Here is a 17,838-nt window from a genome sequence, read left to right as displayed (position 1 = left end):
CTATTTGAGGACACGCACTCCCGAGGCCGCGCGGGTGACGTCGGCCCATCGACTGCGTTGCGTATCCGGCACTGAAGCAAACGCCAAACCAGGTTTCGCCATTCCCCCGTCAACCACGGCCACCGCCGCGCGCGAACTCCGCTTGCCGTACTTGACCTGGTAAACCAGCAGCCAACCGCCCTTTACCGGCTGCGAGGCGATCCAGCTGATCGTGGCGTCCTTGGGGTGGTGGTTGAGCGTCCAGCGGGCGGCGAGCAGCGCGGTGTCGCGCGGCTCGGCCTGCTCCTCGATGGGCAGCGGGCTGGTGACGAAGACGCCGCGCCGGGCCGAGCCGCGCTTGATCGGCAGCACCTGCTTGGTCGTGAACGGCGCCGCGCCGTGCCTCTTCCACTTCCCGCCGAGTCTGGGGACGGCGAGCCCCGACCGGGTGTCCTCGATCACCCGCTTGCCGGGCGCCCGGAGCGCGAGGCGCTTGGGCTTGGCCGGCAGCCTGGGCACGCGGATGTCGGCGTACAGGGCCTCCAAGGCCGTGTAGCCCGGAGCCAGCGACGTGCCCGGCGTCGGCGTCGGCCGGGGAGTCGCCGCGGCGAGCGACTGGGTCGGCGAGGGAGACGGCGAGGGCGAGGGCGGCAGGCTGGGCGAGGGCGCGGGCTCGGACGAGGCCGGCATGGCAGATGGCGCGGCGATCTGCCCGGTGACGACCTCGTCCGACCGCGACGGGAGCACGAAGACGAGCCCCACGGCGGCGACCGCCACCGCGGCGGCCAGGGCGCACCCGCGGTAAATCACCCGCATCGGCAGATCGCCGATGCGGGAGCGCCTTGGCGAAGAGGCGGGGAGTCCCGATCTGTCTGCCGTCTTCACATCGGAACCCACGGTCCCATCATCCCCATCGAGCACGACGGGAGCGTACGACAAATCCCGCCATTCCGCTCATGAAGCAGCCGAAGTGTCATCATGCCTGCGCCGAACAGGTGGAGCTCCGGCTCCGCGGCCATCGGCGGGCGCGCCCGGTGATCCCGGATCGCGACTTACCGGCGGACGCGCCCGTACAGCCAGGGAGCCTCCGCGACGAACGTGCACGAGCCCGGCTCGATCTCGGTGAACCCGGCGTCGCGCACCACGGGCAGGCCCGCCGCGACCTTCGCCTCGAAGTCGGCCGGCGCGGCGGTGCGCACCGAGACCGGCAGGCCGGCCGCTCGCCAGGCGTCGCGTTCGGAGCGGTCGCTGGCCCACCACGCGAGCTGCGCGGCGTGCCCGGCCTGGGCCATCGCCTTGCCGGCCGACATGGCGAGGCCCGGATTGGCCCACAGGATCGGCTCCTCCGCCGGCGGCAGGTCGCGCGTGTCGGTCAGCTCGGTGCCGGACACCTGCAGCCGCGCGAGGTCGCGCGGCCAGTCGTCGAGCGGCACGGGCGGGTGCACGCGTACCTCGGCGGTGCGGTGCTCGATCGTACGGCCGGGCAGCGCCACCGCACGGCGCCACTCGGCGCCCCGGGCCCTGCGCACGACCTTGCGGATCTTGCCGGTGGACTGCCAGGCGGCCAGCTCGGCGGCCCACTCGCCCGGGTCGTCGAGGAGGCTCAGCACGGCCATGGCCGCCGCTTCGAGCGCGTCGGCGCGTTCGGGGGGCGTGGCCCGCTCGATCCTGACGACCAGGGGCAGGACCATCAGCTCGCCGCCGTCCACCTGGGAGTCGTTCACCTGGGAGTCGTTCTGGGAGTCGTGCATCGCCTTCTAGCATGCCCGATCGCCAGGGACATGCCGGTGGCCAGGAGGCAGAGCAGACCGGAGACGTACCACGCGAGGTCGTAGGCGCCGAGGTGGTCGCGGGTGAGCCCGGCGCCGACGGCCGCGATCGCGGCGCCCACCTGATGCGCGCCGAACACCCAGCCGAACACCACGGCCCCATCGGCGCCGTAGATCCGCCGGCACAGCGCCACCGTCGGGGGCACGGTCGCCACCCAGTCGAGCCCGTAGAACACGATGAAGATCAGCATGCTCGGCTCGGCGGTGGCCGCGAACAGGCTCGGCAGGATCATCAGCGACGCCCCGCGCAGCCCGTAGTAGACGGCGAGCAGCACCCTGGGGTCGATCCGGTCGCTGAGCCACCCGGAGGCGATCGTGCCGGCGATGTCGAAGATCCCGATGATCGCGAGCAGTCCGGCCGCCATCGGCTCGGCCATGCCGTGGTCGTGCGCGGCGGGGATGAAGTGGGTGCCGACCAGGCCGTTGGTGCTGGCGCCGCAGATGGCGAAGCCGCCCGCGAGATACCAGAACGGGCGGGTTCGCGCCGCCGACCTGAGCACCGTGACCGCCCTGACGGCGGCGTTGGCGGTGCTGGGCTGGGGACGGCTCGCGCCGGGCTCGGCTCCGAGCGCCGTGGTGCCCACGTCCTCGGGACGGTCGCGCAGCAGCCACCACACGAACGGCGCCACGGCCAGCGCGGCCGCCGCCACGGTCAGCGAGGCGACCCGCCAGCCGGGGCCCTCGGCCAGCCAGGCCAGCACGGGCAGGAAGATGAGCTGGCCGGTCGCGCCGGCCGCGGTCAGCACGCCGGTGACGAGCCCGCGGTGCCGTACGAACCAGCGGTCGGTCACCGTGGCCACGAACACCAGCGCCATCGAGCCGGTGCCGAGCCCGACCAGCACGCCCCAGAGCAGCAGCAGGTGCCAGCTCGCGGTCATGAGCACGGTCAGCCCGCTGCCCGCGGCCACCAGCAGCAGCGCCAGCGTGACGACGCGGCGCATGCCGAAGCGGTCCATCAGGGCGGCGGCGAACGGGGCGGTCAGCCCGTAGAGCACCAGATTGATCGACACGGCCAGCGAGATCGTGCCCGTGCTCCAGCCGAACTCCGCGTGGAGGGGGTTGATCAGCACGCCCGGGGTGGCGCGGAAGCCGGCCGCGCCCAGGATGGCCACGAAGGCGACGGCCGCGACGAACCAGGCTCGGTGCGGGCGCACGCGGCGGCGGGTGGCGCTCAGGGTCATGTGGACCATCGTGAGGCTCCCCCGTGTGCGCCAGCGAGTGACCGGATAGCCAACATCTGAAAGGATCCGGCCATGACACATCGGATCGCGGTCGTCGTCCTCGACCACTTCTCCCCGCTCGACCTGGGCGTGCCGGGGCAGGTGTTCTGGTCGGCGGAGTCGGCCGAGGGCGAGAAGCTCTACGAGGTGGTGACCTGCTCACCCGGCCGCGCGCCCGTACGCTGCTCGGCGGGCTACACCGTGCTGCCCGACCACGACCTCGACGTGCTCGACACCGCCGACACCGTGCTGGTGCCCGGCATCCACGCGGGCCGCGCGCTGCTGAACGGCACGATCAGCGACACTCTGGCCGCCGCGCTCCAGGGCCGCCCGCGGGTGATGTCGATCTGCACCGGCGCGTACGTGCTGGCCGCCGCCGGTCTGCTCGACGGCCGCGCGGCCACCACCCACTGGCGCGACGCCGACCACTTCAGGACGTTGTTCCCCAAGGTCAGGCTCGATCCCGACGTCCTGTTCGTCGACGACGGCGACGTTCTCACCTCGGCGGGCGTGGCGGCCGGCCTCGACCTGTGCTTCCACGTGATCAGGCGCGACCACGGCAGCGAGGTGGCCAACCGGGCGGCGCGGCGCTGCGTCATGCCCCCGTGGCGGGAGGGGGGCCAGGCCCAGTACATCGAGCGCCCGCTCCCTCCGTCCGCCGACACCGGCACGTCCGCCACCCGCGGCTGGATGCTGGCCAACCTCGACACCCCGCTGGACCTGGCGGCCCTGGCCGAGCACGCCAACATGAGCGTGCGCACCTTCACCAGGCGATTCCGTGAGGAGACCGGCCTGAGCCCGGCCCGCTGGCTCACCTGGCAGCGGGTCGAGCGCGCCCGCCACCTGCTGGAGACGACCGACCTGCCGGTGGACCAGGTGGCCCGCCGCGCGGGCTTCGGCACCGCGGTGTCCCTGCGCCAGCACCTGCACTCGGCCGTGGGCGTGGCCCCGCTCGCCTACCGCCACACCTTCCGCCGGCCCGTGAAGTGACCGTTCACTCGAAGAGGTCGGGTTGTTCGCGGGTGATCTGGTCGTGGAGGGGCTGGTAGTTGATCCAGCCGACCAGGTCGTTGCCGATCTGCTGGTGGGTGAGGGCGGCGTTGGCCGGTTCGATGGGGATGACCTGGCCCGCCGCCTTGGCCACGAGCTGCACCTGGGCCGAGCGCTCCATGGTGATGAACCACCAGGCCGCCGCGTCCACCGAGTCGCCGACCGTCAGGAGACCGTGGTTGCGCAGCACGACGGCCTTGTTGCCGCCGAGCGCGGCCGCGATGCGCTTGCCCTCGTCCAGGTCGGTCACCACGCCCGTGTAGTCGTCGAACAGCGCGTTGTCCTGGTAGAAGGCGCAGGCGTCCTGGGTGATCGGCTCGATGGTCTGGCCGAGGGCCGACAGGGCGCGGCCGTAGACGGAGTGGCTGTGCGCGGCGGCCACCACGCCGGGCCTGGCCTGGTGCACCTGCGAGTGGATGGCGAAGGCGGCCTCGTTGACGGGGTAGCGGCCCTCGACGACCTTGCCGTCGTGGTTGACGAGAATGAGGTCGGAGACCCGGATGTGCTTGAACGACATGCCGAACGGGTTGACCCAGAAGTGGTCGGTCAGCTCAGGGTCGCGGGCCGTGATGTGGCCGGCCACGCCCTCCTCGAAGCCGAACTTGCCGAAGATCCGCAGCGCCGCTGCCAGCCGTTCCTTGCGGTGCCGGCGCTCCTCCTCGACCGTCTCGAACGAGGGTGGCAGGCGGAAGATGAGGTCGTCCGGCATGGCTCTCCCTAGCGATCTAGAACGAGGTTCTAACCACACTAACGCCGTACGGGTCGCTCGAACCACCTCGCGCTCCCGCGTGAGCATGTCCTCGGCCGGTGGTCGTAGGGTGAACCACATGAAGGGACAGGAGGCGATCAGCGCGTTCGAAAGCGAGCTGGAAGCCGCGTTCGCGGCCGGTGAGTTGGCCCGCTGTCTGTCCCTGTTACGTGAGGCCGACTTCGCGCTGCCGATCAGCGCGGAGGCGGCGGCCGGGCAGGAACGGCCCGCGTGGGCGACCGTGACCGACGACCGGCGCACCTGGCTCGCGGCCTTCACCTCGGCCGAGGCGATGCGGACGGTCACCGGCGTCTCGACGTACCGGGTCACCTCGCTCCCGGAGCTCGCCGCCGGCTGGCCGGATCCGCGCTGGGGGCTGCTGGTCAACCCGGGGCTCCCGGTCGCCTTCCCGCTCGAATCGGGGACGGTCGCCAGGCTCGCGGTCCCGTCCATGGCGCAGGATCTCGTCCTCGACCCCGAGGCTGGGCTGCCGGTCGTCCAGAAGCTGCTGCGACCGTCCGGCATCCACGCACTCCTGGTCGACGGCGAGGCGCGGGTGTCCGGCTACTGCCACCACGCGCTGGACGTCGCGCACATCGCCACCCCCTCCGTGCTCGCCCACGCCTTGGGTGAGCCCGACGCGGTGACCGGGGACGGGTCGGTCAACATTCTGCGCTGGTACGCGGCCGGGCCCGCGCTCTACCGCACGCCGTACGGCGGGGTGGACGAGAACGCCATGACAGCGGTGGCCGGCTGGGTGGTCGAGGAGCCGCCCTTCATCGGCCTGGGGCTCGTGCCGAACGTCAACCAGGTGATCCGCGAGTACAAGATCGACGCAGTGGGGCTGACGCACGGCGCCGTGATCGTCGAGCTCACGGCGGAGGGGACCGAGCGGCGGCGCGCCGTCTACGACGGCGATACCGGACGGTGGCTGCTGGTGTACGTCAAGCCACGCGAGGAGGCGACGTGACCTGGTACGGCTACCGGGCACGATGGCAGGGCGTGGAGTACGCGGCCGTCCCCGAAGCGCGTCCCGACGGCCTGTGGATGCGGCTGCGCAGCCCGGTGCCCGCCGAGGGGTTCGAAGAGGTGGAACCAGGGGGGTTCGTGCTGCCCGTTCCGGCCACCGCCTGCGAGGAGGCGGCTTTCGTCACGACCGTCTGCGAATGGCGCGGCGCGCCGTTCGTCGTGCTGGACGAGAGCGACGGCGAGGTGTGGCTCGAATACACCGGCGGGCGGGTCACGGTCGCCCGGCAGCTGGGCCTGGAGCGGGTCGAGCGCGGTGTCCACCGTTGCCGGGTCCCACGCGGCGAGGTCGGCGCGCTACGTGAGCAGGTAGTGTCCCTCGTGGGCTAGAAGTTCTTTCTGTTCACCTCTTGTGCACTTTGTGAAATTTAAGGAAAATCTTGCGCAAAGTTGGTGATGTGACTTGTGCGCTTCGGGGTGAGAGTGGAGTTCGGGTCAGCGGAGGCCGCAGGCATGCAGGTCTACGCGGAGGAGTTGCGCGCGACATTCTCGCGCATGCAGGAAGAGGCACTCGAGCTGCACAAGCAGGCTCGGGGCATCCGCGTGACGGAGACGTCGGCCGACGCACTGGTCTCGGCCACCGTGGGCGCGCGCGGTGATCTGATCCGGCTGGACCTCGACCCCCGCATCTACCGCCGGCCCGACTCCAGGCAGCTGGCTGACTCGATCACCGAGACCATCGGCCGCGCCGCTGCCAAGGCACGTGAGCGCGTCGTGGAGATCTTCGCGCCGCTGATCCCGCCCGAGCAGATGGAGGCCCATCTAGAAGGTGACGTCGAGACCGCGATGCAGCAGCTGGCAGATCGGATGACCGGAAAGGGATGAGGGGATCTCCATGATCGACGGGGTGCTTTTCAGCGAACGGGTCGTGGCCACCGGCATCAGCGTCTGGGCCGACATGGCCACCGACCTCAAGAAGGAATGGGACGCGGCCAGCTCGGAGATCAAGGGCCACGTGGCCGCAGCTCCGTGGGGGCGCGGAGCCGAGGGGCAGGCGTTTCTGAGGGCACTCATGCGGACCGGTGGACCCCTGCAGATGGTCGAGTCCGGGAAGCGGACCATCGACGAGATCGTCAACGCCGGCCCGACCCTGCGCGAGACCATCGGCAACTCGGTCGCGACGGACCTGGCCGAGGCCGCCCGCATCAAGAGGATGCTCATCGAGATCTGAGCCGCCTCCGAGGTCGCCGCAGGGGTGACCTCCGAGAGTGACGACACCACGGGCAAGGCAGGGGGAGCATGGCCGGCGGGAACACGGGCGTCAACACCACCACGTCCGGTGGCCTGCCGTCCACCGGAGAAGGTGGGACCTCGTCCACCGACATCCGGCCCGCCTGGGAGACCGAGTCCCTCCCCGACTGGGTCAACTACATCCTGATCCCCCTGCTGGCCTCCGGTCAGGCCTGGCCGCAGGCCAGCGAGAGCGGCCTGTGGGCGATGGCCAAGCCGCACGAGCGGACGACGAACGCCCTGGTCACCGCCTTCGATCCGACGGCGCGCTCCGTCAAGCTGGTCCTGGCCGGCTGGAACTCGCCGGCGACACCCGCCTACCTCAAGCGGGTCAGCCATCTGTTCGGCGAGAAGTCGGGCGCCGGCGCGCTGGCGAAGGAGTCCGACGGCTACCACCAGCAGCTCAACGCCTTCGCCCGGGAGACGCAGTACTCGAAGATCTCGATCAACGTGGCGTTCTACATCGCCGTCATCGCCGCGTTCATCGCGCTGGTCAGCGCGTTCTTCTCCGCGGGCGCCTCCGCCTGGCTGGTCGGTCCGTACGCCGCCGCCGCGCGCAGGGCCGTCGCCCGGATCCTGGAAGTGCTCGCCATCAACGCGGGACGCGGGTTCGTCGCGACCACGGCGGGCCGGATGACCGCCCTGGCCGGCCTCTCCCGGCTGATGGCCTCGCCGCTGGGCCACGAACTGATCGAGGAGATCGGCGAAGAGGTCTTCATCGACGCCTACTCCCAGTACAAGCAGCTCCAGATGGGCACCCGTACCGAATGGGACTGGAGGAAGACCGCGGCGGCGGCCCTCGGTGCCGGCGCGGGCGCGGCCGTCGGCCTGAAGTTCGCCAACCGGATCTCCAGGCTGGCCAATGCGATCCCCGGCATCGGACGCCTGAACCGGCTGGCCGGTGACTCGCCCGGCTTCCGCAACGCCTTTCTCCGCTTCCCCGGCCGGGCGATGAACACCGGCCTGAACAACACGATCGCCTCCCCTGTCGGCAGCGTCGTGGCCAACGGCCTGGTGTACGGGCAGGTGGCGATGCCCGGCGCGGACGCGTTCATCGGCGGGTTCATGGGCGGTGTCGGCCGCACGGGGACGATCAGCCCGTTCAACCCCGACGTGGCCCTCGCCCTGGCCAACCCGAGCGCGGCGCTCGCCCAGGCCACCGACACCGCGAACCGCAGCGACGTGTCCAGGGCGGTCGACGAGGCCATGGCCAACCGGCCCGCCCCGGCGGCCAGTAGCCCCACGTCCTCTCCGTCCTCCTCGTCCTCGCCGGCGGGTGTGACGCCGGTGGCGGTGACCCCGGCCGGCTCCCCCACCTCGTCCAATCCCGCCCCAACCAGCCCCACCACCCCGAACGCGCCCGCCGCCGGGACCCGCCAGGGCGGCCCGCAGGCGACGCCGACCGGCCCGCAGGCGACGCCGTCCGGCCAGCCGGACCCGGCGTCCACGCAGCAGACCCCCCCGAACGCCCAGCGCCCCCCGGCTGCCTCGCACACCCAGCCGACGCAGAACACCCAACCGGCACCGGCCGCACAACCAGACCCGACCGCCCAACCGGCACAGAACACCCAAGCCAACCCGACCACCCAACCGACGCCGGCCGCGCAGCCGGACCCGACCGCCCAGCCCGCGCAAACCACCCAACCGGCACCAGCCGCACAACCAGACCCGACCGCACAGCCCGCGCAAACGGCACCAGCCGCGCAGCCAGACCCGACCGCACAGCCGGACCCCGCCGCGCAGGCCGCGCAGGGACAGTCGGCCACCGGGGTGGCGCCCGATCCGGCCGCGCAGCCGCAGAGCGCGGCCGGCACCACCGCGCCGGCCCCCGACCCCACGGCCCAGCCCACGGCCGGCAACACGACCACGAGCGGGAACACGACCACCGCCGCCAGCCCCGCGACGGCTACCAACACGGGTGCGGCGACGGCGGCCAACACGCTGTCCGGCCTGATGGCCCAGGCGGCCGTCTCGGAGGCGCAGCGCCTGGCGTTCCCCCACGGGGTCCCGCTGCAGGACGGCGGCATCGTCGTCACCGGCGCCAACGGACGGGCGGTCAGTCTCTCCCCGGAGGCGCTGCGGCGTACCGAGGAGCGGCTGATGACGCGGGCGGCGAACGGCGCGACCGCGGAACGGCTGCTGGCGGAGGCGGCGGCCACCCTGGGCGCCGAGATCGCGATCGCGGGCGGCCGACCGGCGTCCGAGGGCGCGCTGGACGGCCTGAACCGGCTCGCCGACGCCGCTCCGGACACCGCGCCGGAGGCGGCCGACCACAGCCGCGCCTGGAACAACGGCGACTCCGAGCAGGCGAACCGGGTGGCCAGCAGGCTGTCCGCCAGGGCTCCCGGGGCCGACGCCGCCCTGCGCGCGGGCTTCTACGACGTCGCGGCCGCGGAGATCGCGGACCGGCTGGCGGCTCTCAGCGACCCCCAGCCGGCGGCCCCCTCGCCCCAGACCGGCCCAGGCACCGGCAATCCGAGAACGGTCGCGGCGCAGCAGATCAAAAACTCGTTGTTCCAGCCCCGGCGCAGGCGCCCCGCGCACCACGGCCCGGTGACGGTGGCCGAGATCCGGGCCGCGATCACGTCGGATCTCGACCTGTCGGACTTCGGCGGCGAGGTGCTGAGCCTGACCTGGGACACCTCGTCCTCCGCCTCCACGATGCTGGTCAGGACCCGCACGCACGGGACCCTGCACTACCGAATCAGGGTCGGCGACGTCAGCGGCGGCAACGTGGCCGAGTCGGACATCCGCACAGGCTCCGCCACCGACCCCATCGTCATGAAAATCGCGCCGCGCACGCCGAACGAGTCGCTGTATCGGGCGGTGGTGCACGAGATCTCACACGGCGGGCAGACGCACTCGGCCGCCGTGACGCGCTCGGAGCAGGGCATGGTGCGGCGCTGGGTGTCGCGGACGCGTCCCGTCGAGGGCCGCGACGAGTGCGTCCCGTCGCGGCTCAACGAGTTCCGCTTCCTGTCGAGGAAGTGGCGCGGGGCCTCGTCGATGGACGAGAAGCAGCGCTGGGCGCACGAGATCGACCAGCTCCTCGCCGACCTGCGGAGCCGGGGCCAGTCGCCGCCCGTGCCGCCGTGGTTGAACGGGAGCGCCGTCGCGCCGCCACCGGGGAACACGCCGCTCGCCGACCTGACCGCGTACGTCCGCCGTACCATCGACTCGCTGACCAGCACCGAGACCGGCATGAACGTGCGGGTGGGCGCCAAGATCGCGACCGCGGCCGCCGCCGAGCAGGAGGCCGAGGCAGCGTTGGAGAACGCCGCCAAGGCCGAGGCCCAGAGGGACCGCGGCGCGTCCGAGCGGGCCCGTAAGGAGATGGCCAACGCCGAGAAGGCGCTCGCCAAGCAGGAGCGCCACCTGCGCATCGCGGAGGCGTACCAGCAGGCGCTGGAGTACGCACAGCAGGCGCGGGAGGCGTACGAGCGACTGGCGACCGAACTCGAACAGGGCGCCCGGCCCGACACGGTCACCACCTTGGCGGAGCAGGCCAAGACCTGGCTGAACGACTTCCAGGACGCGCTGGCGGCGGCACTGCCCCCGCTCGCGGCCCATCCCAGCTTCGTCCCGGCCGAGCGGCTACCACATCTCAACCGGCTCACCCAGACCCTCAACGACCTGATGGAAGAGCGCGGCATCGACCACGTCTTCACCGCGGACACGCTGGACCGCAGGCTGCGCTCCGAGTTCAGCCGGGTCATCTCCGGCGACGGCGCGCTGATCAGCGTGGGCCGCCGCAACCCGGGCGAGGTGCTGATCCAGCTCTCGGTCACGGACCTCGTCGAGGTGCTCGACTCGACCAAGGTCGCCTCCGAAATCATGAACGGCGTCCTCCCGCAGGGCGGGCAGACCATCGGCGCCACGGCCAACCGCAGCCGCGGCGTCAACGTGGGCGACAAGCTGAGCACGTGGTTCGCGGCCTTGCCCGAGAGCTCGGTCAAGGAGGTGCTCAAGCACGTCGAGCTGAGCGCGTCCCTGAACTCCGGCTTCTCCAGCTCGGTGACCGGCAACGCCAGTGACTTCGCGCTGGACGGCGGCGTCGAGGACAACCGCGGCGAGTCGGTGCAGTTCGACGCCAGGGCCAAGTGGAGCGTCAAGGTCCGTACGTCGCCCGAGAAGGGCTGGTCGCCCACGGTGACGGTGGACCACGGCACCCGCGACGACGCCGACAGCCTGCGGGTCTACGTGTCGCACGCGTACATGGAGAACGCGCCGTCCAACCCTTTGCGGCTGCCCGAGGACCAGCGCGCGAAGCTGTTCCCCGAGCATGTCGTCCTCGGCCTGACCGGGGTGCTCAAGCTGGCCGACGACACGGTGCGGGCACTGGGCGAGCAGCATTTCCCGCCGGGCAGTGTGGCCCGCCGGCAGCTCTACACCGCCTTCACCGACGACTTCTACAGCCGCATGAGCCAAGCGGTGAACGACCCACGAGGGGTCCAGCGGATCATCCACGTCGACGGCCGCCCGTTCGTCCAGCTGCAGATCCGGGCCATACCCAGGCTGGCGACCGCGAAGCCCGTCGGCGCGGCCAGCCGCTCCCACTGGCAGGAGCGACTGCGCGTCGGCGTCACCAGCGCCACCGGCAACCAGTCGTCCGGCCGATCCGTCGGCGGCTCGCTGTCCGTCGGTGTCGGCGACGTGGTGCCGGAGCTCGACGCCGTCCGCGGAGACGGTGAGTACGTCGTGGCGTCCGGGCCGAACGGCCAGGTCTCCTCCGGCGTCTCCGCCTCCACCGGGCTGAGCGTCAACGGCGTCACCTACCACCCGAGCGTGCAGCGCTACACCGGCCACACCCAGGGCGTGGAGCTGGAGTTCGACTACGAGGTCACGGCGCGGCTGATCGGCGACAACACCCTGCTCCCCCCGATCAAGGGAGAGGGCAAGGGCCTGTTCAGGTTCCCCGAGCCGGACGCCTACCGTTACGGCCTGCCCGTCGACCCGAAGGCCGTCAGCTCCGTCGCCCCTGACGGCACGCCCGTGCTCCGCGACGACCCCGACCCCAACCCCCCGCCGGGCCGCAAGGGCGAGCTGCCGTACTTCTACGGCAACGAACCCGGCAAGCTGCGCGGCGCCGGCCCCGCCCTCGTGCAGGGCATCCACGAGGCCGACCAGCTCAGGAAGGACACCGAGAAGGCACTGCGCACCATGGGTGTGCTGGCCCCGCTCGACGCCGACGGGAATCCGGTCTACTCCTCGGACCCGCTGGAGCGGCTGAGCCAGATGGTCAACGAGCGGGAGGTCGCCGAGCAACTGGTCAAGCACCGCCTGCAGACCGGCTACGACCAGGCGACGCAGGACGGCATCATGATCGACCTGGTGATCCGGCACTCGGGCCGCGCGCCGCATCACGCCACGCTCCGCGTCACGCTCGAACAACACTTCACCGACGAGCACGGCAAGCCGGTGACCACGTTCGTGGGCACCACCGACGCGCAGGCCGTGGTCAACCTGGACATCGGCTCCGACACCAACGTGTGGTCGCACAGCCGCGGGGAGAACGTGGCGGGCGGCGTCGGGTACGGCGGCAGCCACACGATTCCCAAGGGAGACGGCGGAGTCAGTCCGAACGCCGGCGTGGGTGGCGGCCGGGACGGCTCACGCAGCCTCTCCTACACGACCGGACTCACCATCAACGGGGTGACGCTCACCGAGAGCACCGCTCCCGCGGCGATCTTCGACATCCCGCACACCGCCAAGGTCGAGCTGCTCCACGGCAACGGTGACCGAGAGGTGCTGGCGGCGATCGACGGAAGCGCCCGGATACTGATCTCCAGCGACCTGCTGCCCGAGGACGACACCACCGCGCTGCCCGCTCCTCCGCCTTCCGCGCCGGGGCCGACCGCGGACGAGGTGATGCGCTACGCGACGGTCCAGCACATGGACACCGGAAACCTGCAGGACGTGGCCCAGGCCCTGATCCCCCGGGCGACGCGTCCCGACTCGCCGGGATTCCACCATGTCGCCGAGTTCCTCAACGTCCGCAGCCTCCTCGGCCACCCTGAGGTGTTCCGCACCTTCTACGGGACGGACCTGGTGGTCAGGCCACAGGGTGCCCAGCCCGTCACGGCGTCGATCGGCGTGCAGGCCAGGCAGGGGCAGTCGACGTTCGTCGGCAGCACCCACGACGTGGGCGGCGACATCAACCTCACGCTGTCCAGCATGGGCGTCACGGCCGGCCGGTCCTCCGGAGGGAAGGTGGACGGATCGCTCGGCCTGGGCGGGCAGCACGTCGACGGGCACTCCGGAGGCGGCAAGGTCGGCGGCGCCCACTACGGCGGGCAGTCGCGCTCGCAGTACGACCTGTCGATCTGGGGCAGGGAACGGCTGGCCATCGAGGTGGGCAAGAAGTACGTCTTCCTGGCGCCGGTCGAGTTCGACGTCACCGGCAGCGAGGGCGATGCCACGCAGGTGACCAGGACCGCGGACGGCACCATGCTCTACACGGTGCCGGAGCGCCACGCCCTGCGCCTGTACGCCGAGGGGAAGCTCGACCTGCCGGTGCACCAGGTGGCGGACGCGGTCGAGCGGTTCCTCCACGGCACCATGAAGCTCGACCGCAACGACGCGGTGCCGCTCGTCAAGCGCTACCTGTCCGACCTGGAGCAGGCCACGGCTCCCGTCCCGCTGGCGGACGAGCACACCCCGGCGGCCCTGATCAACGCGCTGAGGCCGCTCGTGGACGGCGGCTCCACCCTGACCAAGGTGGACGACTTCCTGGCCCGGGCGGCCGAGCTGATCAAGATCCCGCGAGAGGTGGAGCTGCCCTCGTTCTTCATGCGGTCGATGGGACACACCCTCATCGAGGACACCCGGCTGAACCAGGGCGGCACCGACGTCGAGCTGCTCGACGCCGTCCTCGACGCCGTCGGGCAGGCCGCCCCGGAGGTCCTCAACGACCGGGTGGTGCCGGACAGCCTGCGCAAGATCTTCGCGGGCAAGCGCTGGTGGGGACCGATCGACAACATCTTCAGCGAGGACGGGCTGCGGCTGCGCTACCTCACCCCCTTCGACCAGTCCGGCCAGCGGGACGAGGTCGTGGTGAAGGTACGGGCCGAGTTCACCGACGAGCCGGCGGTTCTGCTCGGGACCACGAACGAAGTCGGCATGATCATCCAGGACTACACCTACGAGGAGCACGGCAGATCGGAGACCCGTTCGGCGTCCAACTCCGTGAACGCCGGCGGCAACTTCTCCGACGACGGCCATGGCAACAACGCCGGCGGCAACACCGACCGCAGCCGCTCCAGCACCGGCTCGGTCGCCGAGCAGGAGACCCGCCTCCAGCGCGTGGCCATGTTCAACGGCATGGACAGGGTCCGGCAGCAGGTGAAGTTCGTCATCGAGGTGGAGCGGACTCCTCAGCGCGCGCGCACGGCCGGCCCGGGCACTCGGTCACTGCCCTCGGTCACTCTCCCGCCGGTGGAGCTCACCGGCCACATGGACCGGCTGATCCCGGTCGGGCTGACCAGGCCGGCCGGGTCGCAGAGCGCGGAGCCCGCCAGGACCTTCGACCCCCGCCAGGTGCCGCCGGTGCACAGCTTCGTGGCCAACTCGGTCAAGGCGAACCTGTACCAGTCGATCCTCGGCGCGCTCAAGAACCGGAAGCTGTTCGGCGACGCGGTCCAGGTACTCGAGACGGAGCTGCGCCACCAGCTGTCGGAGATGGCGGCCACCGCCCTGTTCGAGCGGATGACCGGCGAGCGGGGACACCCGCTCCGGCTGCCGATCACCGGGCTGCGCGACCGCGTGGTCGACGTGTGGATCAAGGCGGCGCAGTCCAACCTGCAGGTCCTGGCCCGCGGGCTGAACGACGTGGAGATCGGGCAGGTCTGGCGTTTCCAGCGGGTCACCGGGTCGTCGGCCGCCGGCGGGATGGCGTTCCCGATCGCGGGCAGCACCGGCATCGACGACGGCTCCACCGGCCTCAGCCTCGGCGTCTCCGCCGGCGAGCAGTCCTCGGCCAGCGCCACGAGCGCGGGCGGCAACCGTAGGGAGATGAGCCGCTTCGAAAAGGACAGCGCGGTCATCGTCCAGCTCACCACCGACTTCGACCTGACCTTCACCAGGCAGACGCTCACCCCCGAAGGGCCGAAGCGGGAGGGCAAGCCGATCCACCTGCCGCGCGGCGCCACGGGCGAGGTGGTCGCCATCATGTCCGAGAGCGACTACGAGGCGCTGGTGACCGCCCTCGAGTCCGGAGCGCCGCTCGGGCCCGAATGGCAGCTGGTGCCGGAGTCCGCGCCGAAGGGGAAGCGCGCTCAGCGCTCTCCGGCGAACCCGCCGAGCACGGTACAGGCGGACCCGGCCAGGCCGTGGGGCTCGCTGATGGACGCCCGAGTCCAGGCCGCCCGGACGGGCACGGACGTCAGCATCGACGTCACCGGGCCGGATGGCGGCACGCACACCTACCACGCCTCACCCGAAGGGTCGCTGCGCGGTGAGGGCGCCAACCACGCCTTCGCGGCGGCGTTCGCCACCCTGTCGCCCCCGCTCGTCGAACTCGCCGACCGGGGAGGACTCGACCTGCGCGACTTGTTCGACAACCCGCGGACGCAGGCGACGTTCGCCGAGCGGGTCCGCACGGAGCTGACCGCTCGGGGCGTGGACGTGACCGGCGTGCCGCCCACCGTCTGGCCGTCGCGGCAGGCCGAGGGCGGCGGCGCCGCGAGTGGTGGCCGCTCCGTGGGCTCGACGGGCGCGGGCGTGAGCGCGCCGGAGGTCGCGGACTCTGCGTTCATCGCCGACGGCAGGGCGCCGCACCTGCCGGACGCCACACTCGACGAGCTCAAGGAGGCGATGGCACGCGACCTGCGGATCTCCGACTTCGGCGGCAAGGTGCTCGGCTACTCCTGGTCCGGCTCGACGCTGACGGTGCAGACCCAAGCATCCGGGACGCTGCGCTTCGACGTCGGGTTCGGCGAGGTGCCGGCCGGCCGGGTGGCCATGACGAACCCGGAGACGGGCCACGTGGTGGTGTCCGCACGGGTGGCGAACGACCAGCTCGCCCGCGCGATCCTGCACGAGATCTCGCACGGCGGGCAGGCCATGGCCGCCGTCGCGGCCCGGTCGGGGCAGGGCGTGATACGCCGCCTGATCTCGTGGGCGGGTTCGCGCTCGGGCCGCGACGAGTGCGTCTCGGCCCACTTCGACGAGTTCCGCCACCTGTCGCGCCGGTGGGTGAGCGCCCGGGACGCCTCCGCCTCGGATCCCACCCCCGAGCGGATCGACGAGACGCGCAAGTGGCGGCACGAGTTGCAGGCCCTGGACGCCCGGCTGCGCGACCTGGGTCACACGCCGCCGGCGTTCCCGTGGACGAGGCGCGGGCCCGTGACGCCGGACTTCCACAACGGCGCCATCGGCGCGCTGCCGACGACCTCTGCCGGCCTCGGTACGCTCGCGGACCTGTCCGGAGTGGCGGCGATCACACCCACCGGCCCGCCAAGGACCGCCACCACCCCGGCCGGGCAGCCGAGTCATTTCGTCGTGACCTCGCCCACCGGGCCGCCGCTCACACTCCTGGTGACCGAGGAGGCTCTGCCCGCCGGAACCGCCGAGGTGCGGGCGTCGAGCCCGGGCGCGCTCTCCGTCGCGGTCTCCCCCTCCGACGGGGGCGCCGTCCGGCTCCGGCTCGCCGAGCTGATCGCGGAGGCCGTCGCCGCGCAGTCGGGCATGACGGCCGGGCGGGCCCTGGTGCCGGGCCCGCTCGGCGCCGTCCCCACCCTCGGTCTCGACGACGCCTCGGTGCTCGTCCGCGTCAGAGCGCTCATCGAGGCCCACGCCGCCGCCTCGCCCCTCGAACGCGCCGTCGTCGAGGACGCGCTCCGCGCCGAACTGAGGGACGCGGGGCTGACGCCGGGCACCGAGGGCGCCGCGGCCAGGCAGGTGGCCGCCGGCCGCGCGGGCCTGCTGCTGGCGGCGCACCTGGTCGCCGTCAACGAGTTCTCCGGCCGGCCCGCCGATCCCGCCGTCACGGCCGCCATCGCCGCCGTGTCCCGCGCCGCCGCCCTCCTCGGCGCCACCACCAGCACGTACGGCTCCGCGCTCGTCGACATCACCCTGCCCGGCGGCACGCCGATGCCGGTGGAGGTGGTGATCGGCCGGACCTCGACCGGCAACCCGATCGAGCTCACCACCGACCAGGGGACGCACGTGCTGACCGTGGACCGCGCCTGGGGGGTGCCGGTGATCGAACGCGCCACCGCCGTGACCTTCGCGATCACGGTCGCCACCGCGTCGGGGGTGCCGCAGGGCGGTGCGGTGCCGGTGCCGAGCGCTCCGGGCGGCACGCTCACCATGGACAAGGTCCATCTGGCCGCCGAGTTCCAGGAGCTCGTCCACCAGGTGCGGACCGCGAGGGCCCAGCAACGGCCGGGCCGCTTCGCCACGCTGGTCGAGATGGCCGACGCCCTGGGCTTCGGCAGACGCTCTCCTGATCGCGACGCCAACCGGGCCGCCCTGCCGGCCGAGCTCGCCGCCGAGCTCACCGAACTGCTGGACCACAGCATCGAGGGCGAGTCCCGGCACGCGTTCTGGCGGCGCATGCGCGAGATCACCAACAGCACCGGCTGGTGGCCTCCGGAAGAGTTCCGTACCGGCCCTCGCAAACCGCTCGTCATCCCCACGGGCCCGCTGGTGCCCACCGCGCCCCGTGAGCCCGTCCAGGCATGATGGTCGGCGGAACCCACGACCGGGACCCGCGACCCGCGGCCGCGGCCGCGGCCGCGACCGGGACCGGGACCGG

Annotated in this window: 10 protein-coding genes; 6 read left to right on the top strand and 4 right to left on the bottom strand. The window is 72.1% G+C overall.

All coding sequences use genetic code 11. The features are described 5' to 3' along the window. The 3 genes from AB0I38_RS28540 to AB0I38_RS28530 form a co-directional block, all read right to left on the bottom strand. Positions 1-795: a hypothetical protein gene (locus tag AB0I38_RS28540; protein ID WP_358481038.1), complete on the bottom strand. Its 795-nt coding sequence runs from the start codon at positions 793-795 to the stop codon at positions 1-3. A 236-nt stretch (positions 796-1,031) separates the two neighbouring features. Further along, on the bottom strand, positions 1,032-1,730 hold the full coding sequence (locus tag AB0I38_RS28535) for a peptidyl-tRNA hydrolase (protein ID WP_358481019.1): 699 nt from the start codon (positions 1,728-1,730) through the stop codon (positions 1,032-1,034). Then, complete coding sequence (locus AB0I38_RS28530; RefSeq protein WP_358480991.1) at positions 1,700-2,989, bottom strand: MFS transporter; 1,290 nt, start codon at positions 2,987-2,989, stop codon at positions 1,700-1,702. Before AB0I38_RS28530 ends, AB0I38_RS28535 begins: the two co-directional genes overlap by 31 nt. A gap of 72 nt (positions 2,990-3,061) precedes the next feature. Between AB0I38_RS28530 and AB0I38_RS28525 the strand changes: the two genes are divergently transcribed. Next, on the top strand, positions 3,062-4,018 hold the full coding sequence (locus AB0I38_RS28525) for a GlxA family transcriptional regulator (RefSeq protein WP_358480968.1): 957 nt from the start codon (positions 3,062-3,064) through the stop codon (positions 4,016-4,018). Between the two features lie 4 nt (positions 4,019-4,022). Here AB0I38_RS28525 and AB0I38_RS28520 read toward each other — a convergent pair whose 3' ends face one another. Continuing rightward, positions 4,023-4,787, bottom strand: a complete 765-nt coding sequence (locus AB0I38_RS28520; RefSeq protein WP_358480954.1) for a class II aldolase/adducin family protein — start codon at positions 4,785-4,787, stop codon at positions 4,023-4,025. Positions 4,788-4,905: 118 nt separating this feature from the next. Between AB0I38_RS28520 and AB0I38_RS28515 the strand changes: the two genes are divergently transcribed. From AB0I38_RS28515 to AB0I38_RS28495, 5 genes are all read left to right on the top strand, one after another. Continuing rightward, entirely contained in the window at positions 4,906-5,796 is an 891-nt protein-coding gene (locus tag AB0I38_RS28515) for an SseB family protein (protein WP_358480936.1), read from the top strand. Next, a complete protein-coding gene (locus AB0I38_RS28510) occupies positions 5,793-6,182 on the top strand; it encodes a hypothetical protein (RefSeq protein ID WP_358480919.1) in 390 nt (129 codons plus the stop codon). The genes AB0I38_RS28515 and AB0I38_RS28510 overlap by 4 nt, the downstream gene beginning before the upstream one ends. A 123-nt stretch (positions 6,183-6,305) precedes the next feature. Next, the gene (locus AB0I38_RS28505; RefSeq protein WP_358480895.1) at positions 6,306-6,677 is read left to right on the top strand and encodes a YbaB/EbfC family nucleoid-associated protein; all 372 of its coding nucleotides are present in this window, start codon (positions 6,306-6,308) and stop codon (positions 6,675-6,677) included. A 10-nt stretch (positions 6,678-6,687) separates the two neighbouring features. Then, on the top strand, positions 6,688-7,023 hold the full coding sequence (locus AB0I38_RS28500) for a hypothetical protein (protein WP_358480863.1): 336 nt from the start codon (positions 6,688-6,690) through the stop codon (positions 7,021-7,023). Between the two features lie 68 nt (positions 7,024-7,091). Further along, the gene (locus AB0I38_RS28495; RefSeq protein ID WP_358480854.1) at positions 7,092-17,765 is read left to right on the top strand and encodes a hypothetical protein; all 10,674 of its coding nucleotides are present in this window, start codon (positions 7,092-7,094) and stop codon (positions 17,763-17,765) included. Positions 17,766-17,838 lie beyond the last annotated feature (73 nt).

This window comes from Nonomuraea cavernae, from assembly GCF_040655715.1.
GTDB classification, from domain to species: Bacteria; Actinomycetota; Actinomycetes; order Streptosporangiales; family Streptosporangiaceae; genus Nonomuraea; species Nonomuraea cavernae_A.
Note: the sequence above shows the minus strand (reverse complement) of the source record. Positions and strands in the feature narration are given on the sequence as shown.

Bases quoted from the DNA above. Each gene is read 5' to 3' on its own strand.
- AB0I38_RS28495 (WP_358480854.1), top strand. From the start codon at position 7,092: ATGGCCGGCGGGAACACGGGCGTCAACACCACCACGTCCGGTGGCCTG.
- AB0I38_RS28540 (WP_358481038.1), bottom strand. From the start codon at position 795: ATGCGGGTGATTTACCGCGGGTGCGCCCTGGCCGCCGCGGTGGCGGTC.
- AB0I38_RS28525 (WP_358480968.1), top strand. From the start codon at position 3,062: ATGACACATCGGATCGCGGTCGTCGTCCTCGACCACTTCTCCCCGCTC.
- AB0I38_RS28530 (WP_358480991.1), bottom strand. From the start codon at position 2,989: ATGACCCTGAGCGCCACCCGCCGCCGCGTGCGCCCGCACCGAGCCTGG.
- AB0I38_RS28520 (WP_358480954.1), bottom strand. From the start codon at position 4,787: ATGCCGGACGACCTCATCTTCCGCCTGCCACCCTCGTTCGAGACGGTC.
- AB0I38_RS28535 (WP_358481019.1), bottom strand. From the start codon at position 1,730: ATGCACGACTCCCAGAACGACTCCCAGGTGAACGACTCCCAGGTGGAC.
- AB0I38_RS28500 (WP_358480863.1), top strand. From the start codon at position 6,688: ATGATCGACGGGGTGCTTTTCAGCGAACGGGTCGTGGCCACCGGCATC.
- AB0I38_RS28505 (WP_358480895.1), top strand. From the start codon at position 6,306: ATGCAGGTCTACGCGGAGGAGTTGCGCGCGACATTCTCGCGCATGCAG.
- AB0I38_RS28515 (WP_358480936.1), top strand. From the start codon at position 4,906: ATGAAGGGACAGGAGGCGATCAGCGCGTTCGAAAGCGAGCTGGAAGCC.